The 24,978-nt window shown below is 43.2% G+C and carries 20 protein-coding genes and 1 pseudogene; 18 read left to right on the plus strand and 3 right to left on the minus strand.

Features of this window, described 5'->3' with window-relative positions; translation table 11 throughout:
• Nucleotides 1–28: 28 nt before the first annotated feature.
• The 4 genes from AC6I2O_RS04015 to AC6I2O_RS04030 are packed head-to-tail and all read left to right on the plus strand — an operon-like array spanning nucleotide 29 to nucleotide 2,445.
• Nucleotides 29–592, plus strand: coding sequence for a YomW family phage-derived protein (locus AC6I2O_RS04015; RefSeq protein ID WP_120392589.1), 564 nt, complete (start codon nucleotides 29–31; stop codon nucleotides 590–592).
• A complete protein-coding gene (locus tag AC6I2O_RS04020) occupies nucleotides 593–1,342 on the plus strand; it encodes a hypothetical protein (protein ID WP_120392588.1) in 750 nt (249 codons plus the stop codon). It begins immediately after the preceding gene.
• A gap of 45 nt (nucleotides 1,343–1,387) precedes the next feature.
• Nucleotides 1,388–2,179, plus strand: coding sequence for a YomU family phage tail tube protein (locus tag AC6I2O_RS04025; RefSeq protein WP_120392587.1), 792 nt, complete (start codon nucleotides 1,388–1,390; stop codon nucleotides 2,177–2,179).
• Between the two features lie 5 nt (nucleotides 2,180–2,184).
• Entirely contained in the window at nucleotides 2,185–2,445 is a 261-nt protein-coding gene (locus AC6I2O_RS04030; protein WP_497741875.1) for a hypothetical protein, read from the plus strand.
• A 2-nt stretch (nucleotides 2,446–2,447) separates the two neighbouring features.
• Here AC6I2O_RS04030 and AC6I2O_RS04035 read toward each other — a convergent pair whose 3' ends face one another.
• Nucleotides 2,448–2,756: a hypothetical protein gene (locus tag AC6I2O_RS04035; RefSeq protein ID WP_497741877.1), complete on the minus strand. Its 309-nt coding sequence runs from the start codon at nucleotides 2,754–2,756 to the stop codon at nucleotides 2,448–2,450.
• A gap of 41 nt (nucleotides 2,757–2,797) precedes the next feature.
• On the opposite strand from AC6I2O_RS04035, the gene AC6I2O_RS04040 reads away from it, so the two are divergent.
• Both AC6I2O_RS04040 and AC6I2O_RS04045 read left to right on the plus strand, forming a co-directional pair.
• Nucleotides 2,798–3,307, plus strand: a complete 510-nt coding sequence (locus tag AC6I2O_RS04040) for a hypothetical protein (RefSeq protein ID WP_497741878.1) — start codon at nucleotides 2,798–2,800, stop codon at nucleotides 3,305–3,307.
• Between the two features lie 15 nt (nucleotides 3,308–3,322).
• Nucleotides 3,323–3,697, plus strand: coding sequence for a hypothetical protein (locus AC6I2O_RS04045; protein WP_497741879.1), 375 nt, complete (start codon nucleotides 3,323–3,325; stop codon nucleotides 3,695–3,697).
• A 439-nt stretch (nucleotides 3,698–4,136) separates the two neighbouring features.
• Here the strand turns inward: AC6I2O_RS04045 and AC6I2O_RS04050 are convergent, their stop codons facing one another.
• Nucleotides 4,137–4,685 (minus strand): zinc ribbon domain-containing protein, encoded by a 549-nt coding sequence (locus AC6I2O_RS04050; RefSeq protein WP_497741880.1) that lies wholly within the window; start codon nucleotides 4,683–4,685, stop codon nucleotides 4,137–4,139.
• A 257-nt stretch (nucleotides 4,686–4,942) separates the two neighbouring features.
• Here AC6I2O_RS04050 and AC6I2O_RS04055 point away from each other — a divergent pair, with 257 nt between their 5' ends.
• The 12 genes from AC6I2O_RS04055 to AC6I2O_RS04110 all read left to right on the plus strand — a co-directional run bounded on the left by AC6I2O_RS04055 (nucleotide 4,943) and on the right by AC6I2O_RS04110 (nucleotide 23,252).
• On the plus strand, nucleotides 4,943–12,262 hold the full coding sequence (locus AC6I2O_RS04055; RefSeq protein ID WP_497741881.1) for a hypothetical protein: 7,320 nt from the start codon (nucleotides 4,943–4,945) through the stop codon (nucleotides 12,260–12,262).
• Nucleotides 12,263–12,330: 68 nt separating this feature from the next.
• A complete protein-coding gene (locus AC6I2O_RS04060) occupies nucleotides 12,331–12,609 on the plus strand; it encodes a hypothetical protein (protein WP_497741882.1) in 279 nt (92 codons plus the stop codon).
• A 20-nt stretch (nucleotides 12,610–12,629) separates the two neighbouring features.
• Nucleotides 12,630–13,439 (plus strand): phage tail domain-containing protein, encoded by an 810-nt coding sequence (locus AC6I2O_RS04065; RefSeq protein WP_497741883.1) that lies wholly within the window; start codon nucleotides 12,630–12,632, stop codon nucleotides 13,437–13,439.
• 3 nt (nucleotides 13,440–13,442) lie between these two features.
• Nucleotides 13,443–17,702, plus strand: a complete 4,260-nt coding sequence (locus AC6I2O_RS04070) for a tail fiber domain-containing protein (protein WP_497741884.1) — start codon at nucleotides 13,443–13,445, stop codon at nucleotides 17,700–17,702.
• Between the two features lie 28 nt (nucleotides 17,703–17,730).
• Nucleotides 17,731–17,961 carry a hypothetical protein gene (locus AC6I2O_RS04075; RefSeq protein ID WP_497741885.1) on the plus strand — a complete coding sequence of 77 codons (231 nt, stop codon included), beginning with the start codon at nucleotides 17,731–17,733 and terminating at the stop codon, nucleotides 17,959–17,961.
• A gap of 13 nt (nucleotides 17,962–17,974) precedes the next feature.
• Nucleotides 17,975–18,337, plus strand: coding sequence for a hypothetical protein (locus AC6I2O_RS04080; RefSeq protein ID WP_497741886.1), 363 nt, complete (start codon nucleotides 17,975–17,977; stop codon nucleotides 18,335–18,337).
• A gap of 317 nt (nucleotides 18,338–18,654) precedes the next feature.
• On the plus strand, nucleotides 18,655–19,038 hold the full coding sequence (locus AC6I2O_RS04085; protein WP_120392577.1) for a hypothetical protein: 384 nt from the start codon (nucleotides 18,655–18,657) through the stop codon (nucleotides 19,036–19,038).
• A 110-nt stretch (nucleotides 19,039–19,148) separates the two neighbouring features.
• On the plus strand, nucleotides 19,149–20,588 hold the full coding sequence (locus AC6I2O_RS04090) for a phage tail tip lysozyme (protein ID WP_497741887.1): 1,440 nt from the start codon (nucleotides 19,149–19,151) through the stop codon (nucleotides 20,586–20,588).
• A 2-nt stretch (nucleotides 20,589–20,590) separates the two neighbouring features.
• Nucleotides 20,591–21,070 carry a hypothetical protein gene (locus AC6I2O_RS04095; RefSeq protein ID WP_120392575.1) on the plus strand — a complete coding sequence of 160 codons (480 nt, stop codon included), beginning with the start codon at nucleotides 20,591–20,593 and terminating at the stop codon, nucleotides 21,068–21,070.
• Between the two features lie 14 nt (nucleotides 21,071–21,084).
• A complete protein-coding gene (locus AC6I2O_RS04100; protein ID WP_497741888.1) occupies nucleotides 21,085–22,047 on the plus strand; it encodes a hypothetical protein in 963 nt (320 codons plus the stop codon).
• 63 nt (nucleotides 22,048–22,110) lie between these two features.
• Nucleotides 22,111–22,281, plus strand: coding sequence for a hypothetical protein (locus AC6I2O_RS04105; protein WP_497741889.1), 171 nt, complete (start codon nucleotides 22,111–22,113; stop codon nucleotides 22,279–22,281).
• Nucleotides 22,282–22,805: 524 nt separating this feature from the next.
• Nucleotides 22,806–23,252 carry a hypothetical protein gene (locus tag AC6I2O_RS04110; RefSeq protein WP_497741890.1) on the plus strand — a complete coding sequence of 149 codons (447 nt, stop codon included), beginning with the start codon at nucleotides 22,806–22,808 and terminating at the stop codon, nucleotides 23,250–23,252.
• 564 nt (nucleotides 23,253–23,816) lie between these two features.
• On the opposite strand, the pseudogene AC6I2O_RS04115 reads toward AC6I2O_RS04110, so the two are convergent.
• Nucleotides 23,817–24,916: pseudogene (locus AC6I2O_RS04115) on the minus strand (IS66 family transposase).
• Nucleotides 24,917–24,978 lie beyond the last annotated feature (62 nt).

Genomic DNA, 24,978 nt, shown 5'->3' on the forward strand with positions numbered 1-24,978 from the left:
CCAAAACCATCAATTTGGAGGAATTTTTATGGGATTGTCACAGGAAGAACTCCTTGAGCTCCGGAAATTCAAAGATTACCCGGATGATGACAACATACGTTTCAAGGAAATCATCAGGCAAAAACTATGTGCCGACAAACGCATTATTCACGTATTAAATCATCCAACTCTGGATGAAAACGCTCCGGATGAATACCTGGGGAAAGCTCTTTTTCCATATTATGTGGTTCCTGGCGTAGCCACGGATGCCAAAAACTATATCTGTTTTGAAACCGGTTTTTCTGAGACAAGCGAGCAAAACCGGCTTATCAAATATGGAAAAATCATTTTTTATGTTCTGTGCGACCAGAAAACAATATTTGATACAGAAACTGAAATCAGCAGACATGATCTGCTCGCAGCTCTGATCAGGGATGTTTTCAACTGGACAAACTGTTTTGGTCAGCAGGTCCATCTCGTCAAAGAAACAGCTGGCGTCACAGAAAACCAGTATGCGCTTCGAACGCTCGTTTTTGAACTAAAAACGCCAAATGCTGTTTTAAAAACCAGGAACAATCAGACAACCATTGTAAATAACAAGGTGGTGAACTAATTGGATCTGACCGATTTTGATGAATTAAAACTGTATTTTGCCGAAGACTACAAAATCAACGATAAAATCACGATTCATCAGCCTACCATCGGGGAAATTGTTGCGTTTGGAGAGCGAAAATATTTTAACGCAATCTACACACTCTGTTCGATTCCATCCGATATGAAATCTTATCTGCTGGATATCTGTAACATCGACTACATGGAAATTGATGACTTTGAATATTTCATCCTGATCTCCCGCAGCTTTACCCCAAACGAAACGGGACTATTTCTCGGTAAAATAGATTTGAGCGCCTTTGTTCCACTGATTGACCGAAGAAACAATGAACCCGTTTTGTACGACGAAAAAAATGACATTACGATTGACCGGCTGATTTACCTGAGAATCGTTTCTTATTTACGAAAAATGCATGGTATCAAACCAAAAATTGAACATGCCGCCAATAAGACAACGCACGATATCTTAATCCGGCTTGACCGGGAGCGCATTGAAAAGCAGAAAAAAGCACCTTATAAGTCTTATCTAAAAGAATACATCTCTGCCATGATGCGATATCCCGGCTTCAAATACAAAAAAGACGAACTGAAACAATGCGGTTACTATGAATTTATGGATACCGTTATGGGTTCACAGATCTATGTATCCTCTACCGCTTTGCTCAAAGGAGCTTACAGTGGAATGATTGATACAAGCAAAATAAACAAAAAAGAATTTAACTGGATGAGAAGCCAAGGCGATGAAAGCTGAGGCTTTTTCATATACAAAAAACACAAAATATGGAGGAAAAAAACTATGGCATTTAATATCAACAATTTCGTAATCGATCATGTACTTCGTGGAGTTATGACTTCCGCAGATGGTTCCTACCTCTGGTCTATCAACCAGATTACAGAGCCGTCACTCAACATCACATCCGAAACAGCAGAGGCAGTCGACGCACTCGGTTCCGCTATTGCTACGTTTAACCGCGGCAAAAAGGCTGAATTCTCTGCCAGCAATTCTCTGTTTGACCTGAGTCTGTTCGCTGCACAGAACGGCGTGGACAAAGCAGTGGCTTCCGCCAGCGCAACGATCAGTACGCCGGCATTTGAAACTCTGGAAATCGCTGCCGGCGACACAACCAAGACCCTGGCTCATACTCCGCTTGAAAACATCACGGAAATCTACCAGCTGAACGGCGACGGCACACTTGGCACAAAATACGTAGTGGGTACTGAAGCATCTGAGACACAGTTTGTATACGATGCAGAGTCCGCTTCTGTCACACTTCCGACCAAGCTGGCAGCAGGTACACAGCTTCTCGTTATGTACAATTACGCAGCAGAAAATGCAGTTGCAGTCACAGGCGACGCACTCAACTTCCCGAAAGCCGGTAAATTTGTCATGGAGGTTCTTGGTACCGATACCTGCGATCCGACTACGCTGATCCACGCCTACCTTATCTTCCCGAACGCAAAGCTCGACGCAAACGTGGATATCAGCTTCACAACCGACGGCAAGCATCCGTTCAAGCTGATCTGCCAGCAGAACTACTGCGATTCCAAGAAGGTGCTCTTCCAGATCGTCGTTCCGGAAGAAGCGTAAGCCACATGGCAAGAGCAAACCGCACCTGCAAAGTGTGCGGTAAAAAATACTACTACTGCCCCTCCTGCCCGGACATTGCCAAGCCATCCTGGTATGGGATGTTCCATGAGGAGAACTGTAAGAATATCTTCTATATCCTGATGGATTCCTTTCTCGGCAAAATCACAAAAGCCAGCGCACAGGAAAAGCTGGAAACATGCGACTTAAGCAATCTCACATCCTTTGATGCAGGAATCCAAAAGCAGATAAGGGATATTCAGCAGTAGTTTTACAGACAATCAAATACCCTGGGGGTGTTGCAAAATTCATTTTCATAGACAGATTTGTATTTTTGCGGCACCCCCTGTTTTTTTTGTGGTGGGAATGCAGGCGGGTAGTCTGAAAAAGTTCCTAATTTGGAAAAGCGGTTCATTTTGTACTGCGTTTTGTATTTATTTTTCAAACTGCAGGTTGCAAAAGATGAATGTAAAATGTTCTTCAGAAACAGCCCCCTGGTGGAGCATGCAAAATAAGGGGTGACTTGTTTGCTGGAACCCCGTTTTTGTATGCTCCACCAAAAGGCGTCCGCTTCCCACACATTTTACCCCCACCCATGAATGATAGAAGGAGGAAACAAGAATGGAAAACACAAAACTTACTGTGTCTGATTTTGTCGGAAAATATGAGGCCTGCCGCTTACCGCAGGAAAAGGCTGATCTGTGGGCCGGTATTGGACTTCGGACGTATGTGCCATATGGGACAAAGACCAAGGTGGCGTCTGAGGTCATCCGGCGTTATTTTATGACAGAGTATCAGACTGTGGAAAGGAATGCTCCACTGCTTTATGTCCTGAACCGCATATGTACGGTCGAGTTGTACTGTCCTGGGCTCGCGATCAGTTCTGAGGATGCATTGGCGGATTATGACCGGTTGATGCAAAGTGGCGCTTTACATGATATCATTGCTATGATTGGAAAAGATGTGTCAGAATTTGATGCTATTTTCCATATGACATACACCGACCTGATTGAGAATACTTCTACCCCTCAGGCATTTTTAAATAGGCTCTCTGATGGGCTGATGAAAATGCTGGATAATAATGCAGACACGCTCACGGAAGTTTTACAGAGAGTAAGCTCTGCTTCATGAAAGAGGTGACAGCTTATGGCGAATAACAATTATGATTATCTGGTCAAGCTTGGCGTTGACCAATCGGAAATAAACCGGGTCATAACCAATCTGGATACGGCCTTTGGGAAACAGTATAAATTAAAGGTGGATACGAGCGATCTGTTGGAGGTTAGCCAGGTTCTGTCGAATCTGACAAAAGCTATGGACTCTGTAAAGACCTCACTGCCTGAGGTTTCAAAAAGTCAGGAGAAAACGGCTGATTCGGTGAGTAAAGCAGAGATAAACCCTAGTTCAGGTTTTGAAAATCTCGTAAACGCAGCGAAGGATAGATATAATCAAGCCAAGGAAGTAGTCGAAAAGGCGCAAGGTCTTGGTGAAACTATATCAAAGTTATCAGGTACATCTTAACCCAAAATCATGGGTTCGTTTATTGCAACGAGGATAGCGTAGATAAGAAAGCATTGAAAATGGTAATGCCGACAAGTCTATGAGCACAAGCCTGAATAAAAAAATTGTGAGGGGTATATGCTGGGAAACTGGTTAAAACGGTCAAACGAAAGCGGAATTCAAAAAGAATAAACGTAAGCGTTGCGAAAGCAGAAAAAATTGATCGGATGACATATGGGAATCCATAAGCCTAAGTGTCACGCTCGAATGAGCAGATAGGATAACATCAGCAGGACGGGAATGTAAAAGGTCTCATCCCCAACGACTACCCACCCTCCGAGTTGCCGCCGCCTCAGAGCGGCAGCTTGTATTGTATAGTCTATTGTACAGGAACTTATCTCCTGCTTTGTGGTACGCTCCCTGTCAGCGTTGATAAAAAGACAGGAAATTTCTCTAGTTATTATGGCTCCCAGCCATATCCGCACTTTTGACAGAAGTTTTTCTGTTTCACAATTTCAATATTATGATCACGTTCCATTCGATATTCACTTGGCAACATTGCTATTTTGATGCAACCACATTCGGGACATACCACTTCAGCCAAGACACGCGCATTTAAAATAGCATTCAATTTTTCATCCAGCGGTGAATCGCTCTTCTGCTTTTCTATAACTGCTCCTGCAATTATGAGTTGCTGTATGAGTATATCCGCATTTTTTTCCGTTAATCCATCAAGCAAAAGAGCTGGACAATTATCAATAATTCTGTTTATATCCTCTTTTGGCTTCATTACCAAAGTCAGCCGCCCTCTAACGGCTTTAACAGCCTCACTATATTCAATACTATCTATCCATTTGGATTTTCCTTTATCTGGAAGCTTTGCTAAAATAAGTTTAAATGTATTCGCATTTTCAAAACACATTTCCTCTAGAGGATAGCCACAATGAATACACACCTTTGCTTTGTCAGATATTTTTCCGCCACATTCCGGACAAGTAATAAGTGCCATAAATCTACCACCATTCGTTTTTTATTTACTATACCACAAAGTAATTTTTCTGTCCATTTACAATGTCAACTGCAATAACATCTACTATGAATCTTGTTCATAGTTTTGCAAATACTGATTTAACCTCTTTTTCAAATATATTAACGGTACTTAAAGAACAATTTCCTGATTTATCCAATGCTTTTACAGATACCTTAAACAACTTCAAAACCGCCGGCAATGGGTTAAAAACCATATTTACAGATCTTGGTTATATTGTGTCTTCACATCCTATTGGAGCCGTAGTTACTGCACTTGCTGCTGTAACAATCCCCGCGGTAATTTCAGTGTTTGATGACTACATTCACAAGACAGAACGTTTAATTGAGGCAGGACAAAAGGCGAAGCAGACAATATCTAATACCATCTCTGATTATAAAAATAAACAATCTATTGTAAATAATTCCGGAGATCGTTTCGACGAACTGCGTATCGGTGTGAATCAGAAAACCAATCAAAACATTTCTCTCACGAATGATGAATATGCTGAATATCTTACGCTTTGTAATGATATTGCTGAAATTTATCCAGAGCTTGTTATAGGCTACGATTCTCAGGGAACTGCTATTTTGAATCTCGGTAACAATGCAGAAACAGCAAAACAACAGCTCACAGAACTGCTTGAGGCCGACCGAGAAGTAGCAAATATTAAAATTGGCAACAATCTGCAATCTGCTTTTAAAGGTACGAAAGCCCAAGTTGATAAAATCGAAAACAAAATCAAGGACCTCGAAGAAGCAGCTACTGCCTATCAGAAAAATACAGATACTCTAGACAATATAGCCAGTCTGACAAGTTCAAATGATTCATCTAATAGATCTGATTCCCAGGATGTTAATGACATACTAAAACAACAATTAGATGACCTTCAAAATGGCGAAACTACATATTTGGATCTTGAATATAACAAATACCAATATTTTATTGATCAAATAGAACAAACTTTTCGAAATGCCGGTATTACCTTAGAAAAACAACTTAATGATCTAAACGGCGATGGTGATTTGGATCAGATATATTTCTCTTTAAAAGGAATGCCAGGCGACGACCAAATTAAACAGGCAGCCATTGAGCTTAAAAACTCTCTACCCGTCACAAAAAATAATTTAGTTCAAACATTCTCAGATAAAAGTTCCGAAAATCTGTTTGAGATATCTTCTCTTCGTAAAGAAGCTGACGCATTGTGGGATGAACTTCTGCAAGTTTTTAAAGCAGAATTTGAAACAAATCCTAATTTTAATAACCCAGAAATGGGAGATGCTGTCCGCTCCGCCATCTTGAACTCAATGTCAAATATTGATTGGTCCGGGCTTCCAGCTGATGTAAATATAGAAGATTATTTGAAGCAAACCTATTTATATCCTCTTTCAGAAGTGTTCAATAGTGAAACTCAAAAAGATCTTCAAAATTCAATCAATAAATTTTTCTCTTTAGATTTATCCCGTTTAAGTGTTGAAGATTATAAAGAAAATATCAATACTTTATTATCGCCACTGCTAGATTATTATATAGAGAACTTAGGGTTAAAAGCGGGCAAAGAAAAATATCATGAATTCTTGCTTAATTTTGGAATACAAATGAAAAGCGTCAAACTACTCAGCAGTGGGGAAAAAGTAACGCAATACCAGAACTATGTAGAATATATTAGAGATTTTATTGCTGAACAGATCCTAGATAAAGAACTTTCGTCTCAGACTTTCACGCTACCTGTAAAAGCAATATTGGATATTTATGAAACATCCCAAAATGATCCTTCAAAATCTTTTGAAACACTTGTTCAAGATTATATTAAAAACACATTTTCTAAACCTAATTCTGTCAACCAGATTACTTTCTCCTCCCTTTTCCAAAATGATGATGGATCTGAATCTGATTTTAGCAAATCTATTGATGCATTTCAGGCCGATATTTCTGAAATTCAATCAACAATTGCTAAATTAAACAATGGAGAAAAAGTTGATTTAACTGACCTCGTTCAACGTTTCCCTGAGCTTGCGGGACAAACGAATCATCTGAATAAAGCGCTTTCGAATCTAAAAACGGATCAATTATCACAATTCATACGCTCTTATAATGAGACTGTCTCTGCCATAGCTGACCCCAAAGAATTCGTAAAAGCCAAACAATTTTTAAGAAATCTGATTAATGATATAGAATTTTCTAAAATTGATGTCTCCCAGCTTGAATCCCAGCTATATGCAAACCTTGGGGTAGGTTCTGTATTAGGAGCGAACATACGCGCACGAAATATCTTAAACGAATTTAAACAAGAGTTTGGATCTGAAACCGATAGAAAAATATTGTTCAAATTTGTCGTTGATACTACAAATTTATCTGGCACACCAAAAGAAATCCGTGCTCGTTTTGATTCATTTAAATCCGAATTTTTAGATGATTTCTCATTTGAAAATTTTATAAAGGATGGAAGTGAGTTATCGGAAACCGTATCTGCCTACACTTCCGAAATGCAGACTCTTACCTCCGCCAAGCAGCAGCTCACAAAAGCCGGGGGAATACTGGATGAAAAACAGGTTGGGGAACTGTTGAAAGCCTGCCCTCAGCTCGCTTCCTATCTCGGAGACCTCGAAAGCGGCGTTGACAGCTTAATCACTGCCGCAAACAATGAGACCTTTGATTACTTTACGCAGCAAATACAACATCTCAGAAATATCGGCAAGGATGCCGATGCAGACGCGCTTGAGGCTTATGCGCAGTCTGTGATTGATTCTGCAAATGAAATCGAAGGAACCTTTATCCGGATTGGCGGACTGAAAATCGATACGCCGAACCTCGCGGAATGGGAAAACAGCAAAGAAAGCCCCGGAAGCACGTACGACAAAATGCTTTCCGGATATGAAACGGCAAAGAAAGCTTATGAAAGCAATCAGATCGGCGATCCGAATTTCAAGGCTTTTGCCAAAATGATCAGCCCGACCGGTTCCGACGATCCTTTGAATTTCAGTGAAAATATGGCGAAGTTCGAGCGGTATTTCCAGGATGGCTCTGACGGCTGCCTCAACTTTTTGAACGATCTAGAGGCCCTCGGCCTGGCGGAAAAGGAAAACGGACAATGGACCTATGAGCTCGGGAACAGTATGGACGAGCTGAAATCCACTGCCGAAAAGCTTGGTATTGGTTTTGAGCCAATGATGGCAATCTTCGGTCAGCTAGAAACCTACGGATTCCACAACGATTTTTTCACTACAGAAGAAGACGGCGTACAGCATGTCGAAGATCTGTACAGTGAACTGGCTGCTGAAAAAAGGCATCTTGCTGAAATCCAGGCAAATCCGAATACGGAGAATTACGAAAGCGCCGTAGAGGCGTCCAAACAGAAAATTGCAGAGTATGAAGAACGGATTGCACAGTGCAACGAAACCCTTGACAATATGTCTGCAAACAGTTCAGAGGAAATCGCAGCTAAAGCAGAATACGCCAAAGAAGTGGCCCGGGATTTGCTTCAGCAGATGGAAGATACGGATGATCTTTCGTTAAAGGAATCTTTGCAGGAGGAATTAGACGACTTTGCCCGGGATTACCATCTCGTTATCGGAACAGACGATATCGTCTCGCTCGACGAGGCTGTCTCAAATATTGACGGTATTGAAATTGATTTTGGCGCAAAGGGGGACGAACTTAACGGTGAAATCGACCAGCTTTCGGAGAAATTACAGGAATTAAGAGAAGCAGATCCTGCGACTGCTGACACGACCCAGATTTCTTCCATAGAAGCCGTACTGGAATTTCTAATCGCCAAAAAGCAGGAACTGGAAGCACCTGCTGTGATGAATATCAGCGATGAGCAGCTAAGCGGTGTGGACGCACAGTTAAGCAATGCGATTTATGCAATCCGAGGCTTTCAGCAGGCATACAATGAACTGGAACAAGCACAGACTCATGGTCTCAATATAGAAGAGGCACAGGCAAATCTCGCTCAGGCAAGAGAAGCGATGGATCTCATTGATGAAGATACGCAAAAAACGCTTGGTATTACCGTTGTGGGGATTGACGACGTAGAACTTGTGCATCAGATCGCCACAATGGATTTGTCTTCCTTTGACGGTATCAACAAACTGTCCTATGAGTTTCATTTCGTAAATGAAGAAACGCTCGATACAATACAGAAAAAGGTAAACCAACTGCCGAAAGAAGTAAAAACAACTGCGTCTGTGACGGATAATGCTACCAGCGTTCTCTCCTCCGTTGAAACCCTGCTTGATGAATTAAACGGAAAAGTTGCGCAAACTTATATTAATATAACCAGAACGGAAACTACAAGCCCGAATCTGTTCAGCGGCCTTCCTCTTCCCTCCCCTACTCCTTCCGGCAATTCTGTCCCAAAAGCTTCACCCGGTTTTATTGCAGGAGATTCCGACGCGTACGGCTCCCCCGGAGAACTGCGCGATACGGTTGCGTTAACCGGAGAACTCGGGCAGGAAATGGTCGTAAGGGGAAACCGTTATTTCACCGTTGGCGATCATGGCCCGGAAATGGTTCACCTGCAAAAGGGCGATATCGTATTTGATCATCTCCAGACAAAGGATCTTCTTTCCAGAGGGCACACCAGCCGGCACGGAAAGGCTCTGGTACAGGGAAATGCCAGACGAGGCACCGGTCCGGACATCCCCTCCGGCAGCACTTCCAAGACTACCGGTTCCACCTCCGGAACCACCGGGAAAACAGGCACTAATATCTCAAAAGGGAACGGCGGCGACCGGGATTCTGTAGATTGGATCGAAAAACTCTTAAAACGCATTCAGCGCGAAATCAAAAATCTCAAGCTAATTGCCGACAGCGCATTCCAGACATTTACGGCACGAAATAAAGCGCTCGCGTCTGAGATCTCAAAAGTATCATCGGAAATAGGCAAGCAGGCAAAGGCATACAATCGCTATATCGCAGAAGCGGAAAGCGTAGGTCTGAGCTCTGATTTGAAAGAGAAGGTTCAGAACGGCACAATTGATATTGATAAATACGACGATAAGACGAAGAAGAAAATCTCTGAATACGCATTATGGTACGAAAAAGCCCTCAGCTGTAACGATGCGATTGCCGAACTGAATGAGACTCTGTCCGAGCTGTACAAACAGCAGTTTGACAACATCATAACCAAATGGGAAAAGAAGCTTCAGGATCTGGAGCACGCGGCAAAGCGAACAGACAGTGTCATTTCCAGACGAAACGACTATGCCAGCGACCATGTCACAGCAGATCAAAGCCGCAAAGCGTCCGAACAAAACATTAAAGATTACCAGAATCTGATCAAAAATAATCAGAGCCAGGTTAACCTGAAATCCAAAGAACTTGCCGAGTTGAAAAAATATCTGAATACCGGCAAAATTCCAGAGGATACCGAAGCATGGTACGACGCGCTAGCCCAAATCCAGTCAGTCGAATCAGAAATCGACGGTCTGAACGCGGACATTATCCGGGCTTCCAATGACATCTCGGAAGAATACGTAAAAATATTCGACAGTATCAGCCAGGAATACCAGAACAAGCTCTCTCTGTCTGAACATATCTCCAATGAGTACGACAACGCGCTCGCACAGGCCGAGGCCAAAGGACTCGCGGCAAGCGCCGGTTATTATCAGATGCTTCAATCTGTTGAACGTGACAATATCAGTGTCATGAAGCAAGAACTGGCAGATTTACAGCAGGCCCTGTACAACGGACTGGCGAGCGGTGAAATCGAACAGGGTTCTCAGGACTGGTATGATATGACCAATAAAATAAACGGTGTGTCAGAAGCAATCCAGAAAGCAGAAACACAGGTGATTACTTTCAGCAATTCCATTCGTGAAATCAGTTGGGAACGTTTTGATTCTTTACAGGACCAGATCTCCAAACTGACAGAGGAAACCGATTTTTACATTGACCTCATGGCAAACTCAGAACTGTTTGACGATAACGGTATCACAGATGCCGGCCAGGCAACACTTGCACTGCATGGCCGGAATTATGAGATATACCAAAATCAGGCTGACCAATATGCCGAACAGTTGAAACATATCAACGATGAACTTGCCTCCAATCCGGCTGACACGAAACTGATCGAACGCAAAGAAGAATTGCTGGAATTACAACGCAAATCTATTCTGGCTGCTGAAGACGAAAAACAGGCAATCAAAAATCTTGTGAGCGAGGGAATTGACGCAGAGCTGGACCGCCTGCAGGATCTCATCGACAAATACACTGACGCGCTGGACAGCCAGAAGGATCTGTACGATTATCAGAAAAATATTTCAAATCAAACCCAAAAAATAGCTGCGCTCCAGAAACAGCTTTCTGCCTACGAAAACGACAGCTCGGAAGAAACGAGATCCAAGATCCAAAAAATCAAAGTCGAATTGGACGAGGCCAAAGAGCAGCTTCAGGAAACTCAGTACGACCGGTACGTTTCTGACCAGAAACAGCTACTGAGCGACCTGTATGACGAATATGAAAAAACATTAAATCAAAGACTGGATGATATCACGATCCTCCTTGAGCAGGTATTTCAGTCCATTGAAGAAAATGCCGGGCCGATTTCCGATACCTTAAACAACCTGGCAACAGACGTTGGTACGAACCTTTCCGAGGCGATGAATCTGCTCTGGACAAACAACGTACAGGCTTCCGTTGACTCCATCAAAGCTTTCATGGAAAACCTTTCTAAGAAAGCGGATGAAGAGGCAGAGCTGGCGAAAAAGAAAATAACAGAGGAAGAAAATCAAAAAAAACAGGCAGATGAAAAGGCCGGTAAGGTTGGCGCCTCCAACCCGGAAAACACCAAGCCTGCCGCAAAAGCCGCTACGGGAAATTCTTCATCAGATCAGGCTCCGTCAAATGCGGACAAGCCTGTTAATCCTCCAAAACCTGCTGCGCCTTCAAAATCTCCCCAGGGCGACGGAAAAATTCAGGTTGGCGACAAGGTAAAATACGTAAGCGGCGAGTATTATAATGACTCTTACGGCGGAAATCCACATGGCCACAGCAACCGGGGCGGATACGTATATATCACAAAAATCAACACAAAGGGGACTTACCCGTATCATATCAGCACCGGCAAAAAGCTGGGAAGCGGCGACCGCGGATGGCTCAAGAAAAAGCAGATCAGCGGATATGCCAGGGGTGCAAAGCGCATCGCAGAAAATGAACTCGGATGGACCAACGAAAACTGGAAAACGGACGGTTTTGAAACGTATGTCCGCAAAGCAGACGGCGCAATTCTGACACCATTATCAAAAGATTCCCGGATCTATAATGCAATGGCATCCGAAAATATGTGGAGAGCTGCAAACGACCCGTCCGGTTATATCCGGCAATATTCCGGCAATAGCGGCGTTGTGGTGAAAAACGTTCCACAGGCAACTCAGAAGACACAGATTCAAATGGGAGACAGCCAATTCAACATTACGCTTCCATCTGTGAAAAACTATGACGAGTTCAAAGCCGCCATGCAAAAAGATAAAAGTTTCACCCGCTTTATTCAATCGATTACCATCGATCCGATCGCAGGTAAAAGCCTTAACCAGAAAAACCGATTCAACTTTTAACCACTCCGCTGTTTCGAAGCTGAACACGCTTTGGAACAGCGGTTCTCATGCCAGGAGGAATCATCACATTGAATATTTTTAAACAGTATGAAAAACTGAAGCTCGAAAATGAAAAGCTCAAAGAAAAAAACAGAGAATTAAAACAGAAAAATACCGCCCTGCGCGATCTGGTTCAGTCTATTCAGACTGACACTGCCGCAGAGCGCAGCCGCGCCCAGCATATCCTTCTGGAATGTGCCGCTATCCGGCAGCAATGGGAAGATGGAATCTCTGAAGCAAAGGCTGCAAGGGATGCGTATCAGAAACTATACGCTCAGTGCTGCCAGTTAAAACGAATGCTCAAATAATCACGAAACGGAGGGATAACATGAGAGCCACAGATTTTGAATATGACGGTCTGTACCTGTCTGATTTTGGATGTATGATCTGTACGTTTGACGAAAATAACATCGAAAATATTGCAGCAGGCTCACAGATTACCTTCAACAAAACGCAGACACAGCGCGGCCAACTCCACATGCTGGCCAGCACCAGTTATGATGACTGTATCGAAACTGAATTCAGCATCTGCAAAAATCCATGCACATGGAACAATAACGAAGATCTGTATTTTACACTCCAGGAACAGCGAGAGCTTACACGCTGGCTGAACCGCCATCAGTTTCTCAAATTCAAACTGATCGATGATGAGTACAGTGATCTTTACTTTGAAGGCAGCTTTAACATAGAAAAAATAGAACTTCACGGAAATGTAATCGGGATGCATCTGTTTCTCACCACCAACCGCCCCTTTGCCTTACGCGAAACTCAGATCATAACCTTTGACATCTCCGTCCCAGACGGACAGTATACCATTTATGACACTTCGGATGAAATCGGTTCGTCCTGCGCTGAGGTCGAAATCACATGCAGACAAAGCGGAGATCTGATCATCACCAACAGTCTGGACCAGCGCACGACTGAAATCAAAGGCTGCACGGAAGGGGAAACCATTACTTTGAAGGACCTGATCATAGAATCTTCCTCTGCTTCGCACCAGGAGACAATTATGAATGATTTTAACTTTCATTTTATACAGATCACAAACTCGTACAAGACACGTGCCAATACGCTGACCTTCTCTCTCCCCTGCTCTGTTGTTTTGAAATACAATCCTTCGATGAAAGTGGGGATTTAACGTATGTCTACTATAAAAATATTATTTGATCCGGACCACAGACCAATAGAACCGACACTTATCCTTGCAAACAAAAATGGAAAGCGTCTCGGGCAGCTGCGAAACGTAACGGATCTTTTTGTCTCTGATCATCTGAATGACACTGCAGAACTCACCTTTAAAATATCCAAAACAGATAACACCGAAACGCCCGTCTTTTTATGGGATAAACTGGTCGATTTCAAGCTGATCTACTGTCCTGAGTGGGATGCGTGGTTTGAAATAAATGTTGAACTGTCGGATGGAGCTAGCGTTACCAAAAGTGTTACTGCCAAAGGTCTGTGCGAAGCGGAATTGTCTCAAATTTTAATCTTCGGTACGGAAATCAATACAGAAGACGACATTGCACGGGATGATTACGGCAAGCCTGCCACTTCAGACCATGGCGGAGAACCGGAAGACACCTCTCCTCAGGATAAAGTCACTGCTACAATTCTATATAATAAAGACCATCCGGAAACTTCCCTCCTGCACCGCATCCTGGAAAAGGCCCCCCATTACAAAATTGCTCACGTTGACTCAGAACTGGCTGGACTTCAGAGAACCTTTTCCTTTGATAACATTTCCATCAAAGATGCACTGGATGAAATTGCGGAAGAAATTCACGCGCTCGTTGTTTACGGGAATGAAAATGATCCGGATACGAATTGCCCTGCACGTACGATTTCTTTCTATGATCTGGAACAGACATGCCAGGCCTGCCATTACCGCGGAGAATTTACGGATGCATGTCCAAAATGTCAAAGTACGGACATCCGCTCCGGTTACGGCAAAGACACCACAATTTTTATCACAAAGGATAATCTGACCGACGAAATTACCTTTTCCACTGATTCGGATTCTGTAAAGAACTGTTTCCGTCTGGAAGCTGGGGATGATTTGATGACGTCTACTATTCAGAACTGTAACCCAAACGGTTCCCCCTACCTGTGGTACATATCTGACTACGTAAAGGAGGATATGCCACAAGAGCTATGTCAAAGAATCAAAAATTATGAAAGCCTGTACCAGAGTTATGAAAAGAAGCACCGGATAGATTTTGACCCGGAAATTCTTGACAGCTATAATGCGCTCATTGAAACATACCAGCCGCATCGCGACAGCCTCTGCAAAATTTCTCCCCCAGTCATCGGATATCCTTCACTCATCCGCATTCTTTATGAAACTATTGATTTTGAATGGTTCCTGAGTGACAGCTTTATGCCGGCCCCATCCATGAGCGATACCTCCGCTGCACAACAGGCAGCCCTGCTTACACAGCAAAACCTTTCTCCAGTCGCTGTATCAAACCTGTCCTCTGTCTCAGAAGCTACTGCAGACAGCAATGTGCTCTCTGTAGCTAAAATCATCACAGACAACCGTTACCAGGTAAAAATCAAAGAATCCTCGTTCGACAAAACAACGCTTACCTGGAGCGGGGTCTTCGCTGTAACCAATTTTTCAGACGAAACGGACTTTGCAGACAGCGCGAGAATTGCGGTCAAACTTGCGGATGATTACGAAGCTTTCCTCCGACAGAATATCGACAAAGCGCTGCACAAAGAAGATACCGAAGATTACAGCATATCCGGTCTGTTTCAGAAAGAGATCACTTCCCAGGGCGGAACCTTCCAGGGGGCTTTTGTGGAATCCCTGAGGCAATACAGCCTTGGCATGTTAACAGTGATTCACGACTGCTGTCAGGGATGTATTGAGGTGCTCAAAGAGCTCAGCTTAGACGATTCCGCAGCCAAAAATCTCACGGACCCGGAACTGTACAATTCGTTTCTTCTGAATTACAGCAACCGCTTGCAGGCAATTGAAGGGGAAATGGCGCTCCGCGAGCAGGAGCTCGAAACAATTGCAAATCTGTACCATGCAGCCTTGCAGGAACGCATCCGCATTCAGAAAGCGCTTGACTTTGAACAGTACCTGGGAACTGACCTTTGGAAGGTATTTTGCAGCTATCGCAGAGACGATGTTTATTCCAACAGCAATTATATCTCCGATGGCCTGAACAATGCCGAATTGGTACAAAAGGCCACAGAGTTTATTGAAACAGCCGAAAAAGAAATCTATAAATCCGCTGCCTTACAGCACAGCATTTCCGCAGCCCTGAAAAATCTCCTCGCGATTGAAAAATTTGAACCCCTCATTCGCTATTTCCAGGTCGGAAACTGGCTCCGCATTCTCGTTGACGGTGAAATTTACAGGCTCAGACTGCTGCAATATGAAATTGACTATAACAGTCTCGAAACGATTCAGGTTGCTTTCTCCGACGTCACCACAATCAAAACCGGAATATCAGATGTCCGAAATATCCTCGGACAGGCCTCCTCTATGTTTTCAACGTATCATTACGTAGAGCGGCAGGCCTCTCAGGGTCAGAATGTATATAACACAGTAAAGAGCTGGACCCGCGACGGCCTCGATGCAACGCTGACCAAAATTGTGAACGATGCAGGCAGCCAGGATATTGTTTTTGATAAAAACGGCTTACTGTTCCGCAAATACAACGACGTTACAGACAGCTACGAGCCGACACAGCTGAAAATCATAAATTCCACCCTTGCAATCACAAAGGATAACTGGAATACGCTTCAAACCGCAATTGGCAACCTTCTGTACCGCAACCCCGAGACAAAAGAACTGTGCGAAACCTACGGAATCAACGCAGAGGTCCTGATCGGCCGGCTCATCCTCGGTGAAAACCTCGGAATCTATAATATGGCCGGCTCTCTGAAGTTTGACAAAAACGGACTTCTCGTATCGAACGGCATCAATGTATTTCAAGTTGACCCGAATAACGAAGATTCCATCCTGACAGTATCAAAAGGCAGCAGAAACGTCTTTTGTCTAAACTCAGACGGCGATCTTGAACTGACCGGCAAAGTCACTGCAACCTCCGGGCACATCGGAGGAGAAAACGGCCTGGAAATCGGTTCTGCCTGCATCCGAAGTGGAACCATCTCAAATGTAACCAACACTACGATACCCGGCATTTACATTGGAATCGACGGTTTCAACGTATCCGGAGGAACGCCCGCCACCACCTCATACTTCACCAAAAACGGAATCAATATCGGAGGAAAGCTGGTCTGGAACAATGGTCTTCTTTCTGTGGACGGCAAAATAACAGCCAGCAGCGGAACTATCGGTGACTTCAATATTTATGCCGACTCCCTCTCCACGCCTTACTGCGGTATGAGCGGAGGCACTTACGCCACAAGCTTTGAAGGCGAGGAACAGCTTGTTTATCCAGGCATACGCAGTTCCGATCTGAGTACCTATGACCACTGGGTATTCTGGGCCGGGAACGGGAACTTTAAAGTTAACCGGGACGGGCATGTGTGGATGAAGAAATCTTATATTAAACAGGATCTGAATATGTATGTCAACGATGGCGAGGAATCCCGGATTGCGTTAAAATCATCTATTAATTCCTATTCTGGATTTTATATTTTAAACATTGGATCTGGATTTGAACAGATACTAGTGGATAATACACTCATAATCCATGACGGTGCTTCCATACAAAACGGTCTGCTTGTTGCAGGATTTAGTGAATTTAATAATGATGTATTGTTTGATTCTACTGTTAGATGTGCTAAAAATATTTATTCCAATGCAATTATTCTTGCAAATGAAAAATTTGGCTACAATTCAGACTATACAACTCAAAAACAATTATTCTGCCAATGGGCAGATGGCGAAAACCACAATATTGTCCAAGTAGATAACGGAATCAACTGCTGCTACGGCTGGAATGGCTCTGCTGACTATCAAACCAAAACCATCCTGCGCGGCCAGACCGTTTTGCTGAAAAATACTTCCGGCAGCGCCGTCACATCGGATGAACGTGTGAAAAACAGCTTCAAATCTCTCGATGAATTTGATGATGTATTTATGGACATCGAAACCTGTGCCTTCAAATATAATCAGGGGGTATCCGGGCGTTATCATTTTGGCGCAAAAGCCCAGCAGGTACGGGACGCTTTTCTGTCTCACGGATACACCACGCAGGATTTTGCCGGACTGGTGCAGACAACCGATGACCCGGAAAGTGAGGATTACTGCGGCGTAACAGACCCGTGGAGCCTCATTTACACAGAATTCACGATGTGGAACACACATATGATTCAGAAATGCCTCACTGAAAATGCCACCCTTCGCGCACAGAACCAGAAACTCAGCGAAAGGTTGGATGCTCTGGAACAGGCAGTAAATAATTTCGGCAACTCATGACAAAATATTCAAATAATGGAGGATGGAAATGGAAAACAAAACAATCAACAAGCCGCTCACCGTGGCACGCGAAGAACTGGTTACCGGACTGACAAATCTGATCAATCATTCCAATTTACCACCTATCCTGATTGAACCAATACTGGCCAGTCTGTATGCCCAGGTGCAGCAGGCTCTTGCCCAGCAGTATGCATCGGAGAAAGCGCAGTATGAAAAAGCGCTGGCCGAAACAGAAAACTGCGAGACAGATAAAGAATAGGGTGATCTTAGATATGTGGTATATGACGGAAAAAAAGTATAATGAAAAAATGCTCGACCTTCAAATCAGAAACCGGCAGATTGAAATACGTCAGAATCTCAAAGCAGAAAAAAACAAATACCGGAAACCTTTCAAATTGCCGCCAACAAGCAAATTAGTGCTGTTGGCGGCAATTCTACTTTGTCTTGAAATTATTGTTTTCTGCGAGTACGCAATGCTCCATTCCGGGGACATGCGCGCCATGTATGTACTGGCAGGACTGCCGGTGGCTCTGGCGCTTGTGATTTGGGGGTATTACGGTAAAGCCAAAGCGGAAAATACGGTTGGGGGGATTGTGTATGAGGCGGTAATGAGGGAGGGGACGGTGTCTGAATAACAGAGGACGCCCAAGGCGGGCAACACAAAAACGGGGTTCCGAACAAACAAGTCACCCCTTATTTTGTGTTGCCCGCCTTAGGCTGACTTTGTATAAGCGGATACGTCTACTAAATTTAAAAACGGCGCTCGAAAGGAAACTGCGCATTTCTCACTTCGTGCGCTTCCCCTTGGCGCTAATTTTTATAAACGGCCGAATCTTATAGATATACAAAATACCGCTCCAAAGAAAATAAAGTATTTTCTGTGTATTCTCCCCCTGGAGCTGATTTTGTATAAATAAGTGAAACCTGATAAATACGGGAAATGGAGGTACGTATGAATATGTTAAATGGAATTCAAAATTTTTTACAGCTGATCAATGCTAATTGGACGACGATTCTGGTCATTCTGGGGCTCTCTGTTGGTATCGTTCAAAAGATACAGGATTACTGGACGAAATCGGATGAGGAAAAAATTGAGATTGCAAAAGCCCAGATAAAAGAGACGCTGCTTACATTGGTTTCTGATGCTGAGATGGATTATGGGGAATGGAACAAAACTGGAAGTATCAAACGTTCTCAGGTCATAAATGAACTGTTTGACAAATATCCCGTTCTCTCCAGAGCGCTCAATCAAAAAGAACTCATTCAGTGGATGGATCATGAAATTGACAGTTCTTTACAGACTCTTAGGGGCATCATTGACAAACAATGGAACTGACGACTTTATATTTTATAGGTTTGCTGCGTAAGCGTACTGTTCTGTAGAAAAATGTATAAAAATATTGTTTATGCGGCAGGCCTTCTTCTATAAACAAAGGAGTGATTTTTATGACACTGATTGAAAAAGAAAAAAACGTGGAAGAACGGGTGTGGAATTATCTCTTCTCTAAACTCAAAAATGCTTACGGCGTTGCCGGATTAATGGGGAATTTGCGTGCAGAATCAGGACTTATTTTCAACCGTGTGGAAATTTTATGTTTAAAACGGCTGAAAGAACACGGCAAAGTTTACTCGGACGCATCTTATACTGCTGCAATTGATAATGGAAAGATTTCCCGCTCTGAATTTCTGAACCCCCTTCCGGGAAAACAGTATGGATACGGGCTTGCGCAGTGGACAAGTCCAGGGCGAAAGGCAGGGCTTTATGATCTCGCAAAAACGAAAGGAGTATCGATTGCTGACGAAGAAAATACTCTGGATTATCTGATGAAAGAATTATCGACATCCTACACTTCTGTCCTGACAGCATTAAAAACAGCAACATCTGTCAAGCAAGCTTCTGATATCGTTTTAAAAAGATTTGAATGTCCTCCGGATACCGGAGCATCCGTACAAAGCATACGGGCTAAATACGGCCAGGAATATTATGATAAATTTTTCAAACCAGCATCTAGTACAGACAACATAGCTTCGGCTCAGTCATCCATCGCTCAGGCGATTGACAAAGTAATTAATATTGCTGCGAATGAGCTGGGGTATCTGGAAAAAGCGACCAATAATCATCTGGACAGCAAAACGGCAAATGCAGGAAGCAACAATTACACCAAATACTGGCGCGACGTCTATCCGGCTTATCAGGGACAGGCCTGGTGCGCTTGTTTTGTTTCGTGGGTATTTATGAAAGCCTTTGGAAAAGATACTGCAAAAAAAATGCTCGGGCACTGGCCATACGTCTACTGCCCCACGCTTGGAACCCTGTTCACAAAACATGCGAACCCGAAAGCCGGTGATATCGTAATCTTTTACAGAAATGGCACCTTCGTGCATACAGGCATTGTCACAAAGGTTTCCGGAGATAAATTCTGGACCATTGAAGGAAATACAAGCGGCGCCTCAGGTGTGATTGCCAATGGCGGCGGTGTATGTCAGAAATCCTATTTCAACAGCAAGCTGCCGGGAACTAAATTTTGCAGACCGGATTATACACTGGTCACTTCTCTTCTTTCTAATCTCCCGTCTCAAAAGCCAGACACAGCAGACTCAAACGCAACTAAAACTGAGAATCCCTCAAATACAGTAAGCACAAAGATTGACCCTGCATACTCTTTTTCCAAATCACTTGCCGGTACCTATACCACTACAACTGCGCTTAACCTCAGAACCGGTGCCGGAACGGATAACACCAGACAAAAAATCCAGTGCGTGATCCCCTGTGGAGGAACCGTCCGCTGCTATGGATATTACACAGAGGTCAATCATACAAAATGGTATCTTGTCGCTTACCGTTCCTACACTGGTTTTGTTTCAAGTAAATATCTGAAGAGGTAAAAATGATGGACACAAATTCTGTATGGGAGATTTTATACCGTATTCCGATTGGCACTGTACTGGCGTGGATTGCAGTAATCTGCGCTATTTTTACTGCAGCTGGAATTGGAATCGGAAAAGCATATACAACATTTGAAAAAACAAAAAAAATCAGAGATGCCAAAGAAACAACCCAAAATATGGTCACACATCATGAAACTCAACTGAATGAAATCAAAGAACAACTCTCTGTCATTATTCAGCGGCTCGACAAACAGGACAAATCTGAATTTAAAAAACTGCGCCACTCCATTGTCCGCGCTGGTGAAGAAGCTATATCAAACGGTTACATTACAATCCGAAGCCTCAAATCACTCGAAGAATTGCATGATGATTATGCAAAAGAGTATGACGGCAATGGGTATGTGGATACCCTGATGGAAAAAGTGAGGAAACTAAGGGCCGTCGGAAAGCTCGATGAAAATAACAGGGATGTTGATTAAAAAGGAGGTATTTTGTGCAAGAAATTATGGTTTATGATTTAAATGGAAACTCTTTATCCACGCTTGTTCAGTGGGATAAAAATGTGGGTGTACAATTTATTGGAATTGAAATAAACGAAACGGCACGCGTGCATTTTTTTACAAACGATATGGAGGAGGCTTATGTTGTTGTCCCGGAAATTATTTCAGATCAGGTTCTAACTGCCAATATTCCAAATGTACTGCTCACGCAATACAAAACCATCACTGGTTATGTAAACCTGACCAATCAGGAGGAAATAAAAAGCATTTATGGATTCCGGATTAATGTTAGAAAGGCCCCGAAACCATCCAATTATATTTATGACAATACGCCAGACTATATCAGCCTGGAAACTGTGCTCGGGGAATGCCGTGAATATGCGCGCTCTGCTGATCAGAAGGCAAATGACGCGGCCATCAGCGCTGAAAATTCTGCAAGAGCTTCCGCGGCTGCAAAAGAATCTGAACAAAATGCTGCTGCAAGCAAAGAAACAGCGGTAAATGAAGCAACAAAAGCTGCTGCAAGCGCTGCCTCTGCCAAAAACAGTGAGAATGACGCTCAGAGTTACTCTTTGCAGGCAAAAAGCTATGCAGTCGGAACAGACGGCGCGGTCAGAGAAGACGACAATTTAGACAATGCAAAATATTATTTTGAACAGGCCTCACGTGTAGCGCAAAGCCTGAAAGGTGCTTTATTGCCCATGGGCACTATTACATTTGCTGAATTATCTGAATTAGCACAGGAAATGAAAAAAAGCGGATATATGTACAATATCAGCGATTCTTTTACAACAGATGAAACCTTCAAAGATGGGCCCTCATGCGTTTATCCTGCGGGAACAAATGTATATTATACTGTGGATGGCTATTGGGACTGTTTAGCCGGTATGTTTCTTACACCAGAAAATTTTGAAGAAATCACAGACGAGTATATCGACGGATTGTTTACAGTTTAAAGCCCCTTATTTTTTACTGTAACATTCCTTTTTTATCAATTGAAATGAGGTGAAGTTTTTTATATGCAAGAAATTAACTATTTAGGAAAGAGCGGTACAAAAAAATTAAAAGAAAATTTGATAAAATATGTGGAAACAAACCGCTGCGATGTGATTACTGCCGATGACATCAATCAGTGGTATGATGAAATTTCTCATACGGAATCTATTAAAATTCCAGAGGAACCAGTCTGAGCATTCACAATGAAACTTACGTGCTTTCTCTGAACTCCGAAATGCCATATATATCAAACATAAAAATTTCGGTTATAGTATTAACAACACGCTGCTTCATCCTGTCTCAGGACCGGCTCGTTTTAACTGCCCTACGGCTTTTTCCAGAACCCAATACAGTTCTTTCTGTCGCAGACGAAACTGGCCGTAAGGATGTCGTATCATCATTAATCCTGGAAATAATATTTTTTCCATTGTTACAATCTAATCTAGGGATTGTGTAGTGTGACTGATTAACGCTTTCGTAAGGTTCAGCCAACAAATTAATCAAAGAGTCTAAATTTACAATTATAGTCCTTATGTAATTCATATGCGTGTATACGACAGGACTGATTGATATGCTGTTTTAAAAACAGACTTTACAACTCACCTCCCATTTTCTTCATAACAAAATTTTTATTTGGTTATAGAATGAAATGTAGACGAATCGATACTTTCATCACTATTTATGCTGTCAAACAAAAGGCAGCGGATTGGAGATTTAAATGAGAATAGAAAAAAATGCAATTAAAAGTTTTATTTATCGAATCAAAAAAGACATAAACAGTGTATTTACAGAAGTAACAACCTTAAGTACACAACTGGGAAAACTGTCAGATCTTAAGACTGTAAACAAAAGCAACTTGGTTGCGGCAATTAATGAACAAAACACGAATATGTTTGTCACAGGTGCCTTCTCTGGAAGCTGGCTTCCGGGTTTTTTCATCAACGGAATGGGATTTACTGTAATAATCCCAAAACACAGCAAAAAACATACGCTGACTATAACATCAGCCCGAATTTTCACGCTGGAGGGTGGTTGGGTAGATACGGCGATATCAACAATAGCTGATATGCCGAACTGTTGGAGGGTTATTTTAAAAACAGATGCAGCAATGAAATTGACAAGCGGATATGCTTATATTGCTGACCTGGCGGGGCAGATAAAATAATAGCTATCCTACCTTTGACTTTAGGGGACAAATAACACTCGATGGAATAGTACAGGTAATCATCTCGTCCTGCCTGACGATTTTTATCATATGCGTGTTTGTCATGACAAGCACACAAATGACATTAAATACGTATCGGCAGATGCTGAGTTGACCGCCCATAACTTGCAGGCCAATCCAGCGCCAGTGCTAAGATATGGGGATGCAACAGCTGCGTAACCGCCTATGTTATCTGCTCGGCACCCTCCCAAAGGTATAATAATTTTTGCACTTTGAGCGATTGCATTTTTACTGATATCAGCCAACGCGTAATATCCACCAAGCGTACCAGCGGACTCTTTGGTCGTAACAGATATACTTAATATATCTACCTGTTTAATTGCAATCTTCGTGTTTTGCCTCGGCCAGCAGGTGAATTGCTGATTTAATGCCTGTCTCCATCAGCATACACGCAAAGTATTCCATCCGTTCCTTAGTTTTATTTTCCGGCTTTTTAACGTAAGCGTCAAATAAGATAGTGGATAGAAAAATAACCACCAACCCTCTATACTAAAAGGGCAGTGGTTATCGACAACGTTCCTGTACCATGGGATCCCATGGCAGATAATCATCCAGATATTCCGGATTTTCAAGAAATGTACTCCCCGGCATATCTGATAGGATATATTTGATATATTTCATTGCATCCAGTCCATTGGCTTTCGCTGTCTCGACCAGGGTGTAGATCCCCCCACTTGCGGCAGCACCTTTCGGGCTTCCCGCAAACAGCCAGTTCTTACGGCCGATCACAAACGGACGGATACAGTTCTCCGCTAGAGAGTTGCTGATGGAACAGTTCCCATCCTCAAGATAGTTGAAGAACTCCTGCCGGTTGTTCAGGGCATAATGGAAAGCGGTATGGAGTTTCGACTTTGGCTGTTCTTCCTCCCTGGTTCCATCAGCACTTGTACGCGGGTTTCATCAATGTGCAGATACTCCTGTTTTAGAAGTTCCTGCCTGAGATGACCGACCACATGGGAAAGCCAGTCCCGATAGACGACCATGAGCCAGTTCGACATCGTCGCCCTGCTTAATGACAGTCCCATGGCCTCCCATTCCTTTTCCTGGCGGTATAAGGGGATACCCAGTTCAAACTTCTGGTGGATGAGCCACGAAATCGTGGAAGCAGATGCAAGGGAGTGCATGACCGGGGGACAGGGCACCGGAGACTTCTCCATATAAGGTGTTCCGTTTTTTCGGCATGCCCTGCATTCATAAGTTTCCCGGTAATGATCGACCACTTTTAGGCTGGCAGGAATGAACTGTACTTCAGTACGGACAAACTCCTCACCGACTTTTACCATGGCGCTCCCGCACCTTTCACAGATCTGTTCACGCTCATCGATCGTGTGGAGCACTTTGCTGCGGGGAATGTCTTTTATCAGCTTCTCCCGCTGGCCGGCATATTTCCTTTTACGCAGATGTTTTTCGACCTCCACCAAATCCGGCTCATGGGCATCCGGATCAGCACAGGATTCCATTTCATTAAAAAGAGACATCTGTCCCTCTATTTCAAGGGCAGACGTCTTCTCTGACTTTGTCCCATAAAGTTTACGGGTAAGGAAATCAACCTGCTGTTCCAGTTCTTTGATCTGCTTTTTGTACTCCTGTGCTGTATCCGGCATGGGCTGAAAACCTTCTTTTTTCTGATAGGTTCATTATACCATAAAACAGCAGGATTTTCCAG

The sequence above is a fragment of the Blautia sp. St.27G3 genome, from assembly GCF_059728505.1.

Bases quoted from the DNA above. Each gene is read 5' to 3' on its own strand.
- AC6I2O_RS04095 (WP_120392575.1), top strand. From the start codon at position 20,591: ATGATGGACACAAATTCTGTATGGGAGATTTTATACCGTATTCCGATT.
- AC6I2O_RS04040 (WP_497741878.1), top strand. From the start codon at position 2,798: ATGGAAAACACAAAACTTACTGTGTCTGATTTTGTCGGAAAATATGAG.
- AC6I2O_RS04070 (WP_497741884.1), top strand. From the start codon at position 13,443: ATGTCTACTATAAAAATATTATTTGATCCGGACCACAGACCAATAGAA.
- AC6I2O_RS04075 (WP_497741885.1), top strand. From the start codon at position 17,731: ATGGAAAACAAAACAATCAACAAGCCGCTCACCGTGGCACGCGAAGAA.
- AC6I2O_RS04045 (WP_497741879.1), top strand. From the start codon at position 3,323: ATGGCGAATAACAATTATGATTATCTGGTCAAGCTTGGCGTTGACCAA.
- AC6I2O_RS04080 (WP_497741886.1), top strand. From the start codon at position 17,975: ATGTGGTATATGACGGAAAAAAAGTATAATGAAAAAATGCTCGACCTT.
- AC6I2O_RS04050 (WP_497741880.1), bottom strand. From the start codon at position 4,685: ATGGCACTTATTACTTGTCCGGAATGTGGCGGAAAAATATCTGACAAA.
- AC6I2O_RS04030 (WP_497741875.1), top strand. From the start codon at position 2,185: ATGGCAAGAGCAAACCGCACCTGCAAAGTGTGCGGTAAAAAATACTAC.
- AC6I2O_RS04025 (WP_120392587.1), top strand. From the start codon at position 1,388: ATGGCATTTAATATCAACAATTTCGTAATCGATCATGTACTTCGTGGA.
- AC6I2O_RS04015 (WP_120392589.1), top strand. From the start codon at position 29: ATGGGATTGTCACAGGAAGAACTCCTTGAGCTCCGGAAATTCAAAGAT.
- AC6I2O_RS04090 (WP_497741887.1), top strand. From the start codon at position 19,149: ATGACACTGATTGAAAAAGAAAAAAACGTGGAAGAACGGGTGTGGAAT.
- AC6I2O_RS04110 (WP_497741890.1), top strand. From the start codon at position 22,806: ATGAGAATAGAAAAAAATGCAATTAAAAGTTTTATTTATCGAATCAAA.
- AC6I2O_RS04105 (WP_497741889.1), top strand. From the start codon at position 22,111: ATGCAAGAAATTAACTATTTAGGAAAGAGCGGTACAAAAAAATTAAAA.
- AC6I2O_RS04085 (WP_120392577.1), top strand. From the start codon at position 18,655: ATGAATATGTTAAATGGAATTCAAAATTTTTTACAGCTGATCAATGCT.
- AC6I2O_RS04065 (WP_497741883.1), top strand. From the start codon at position 12,630: ATGAGAGCCACAGATTTTGAATATGACGGTCTGTACCTGTCTGATTTT.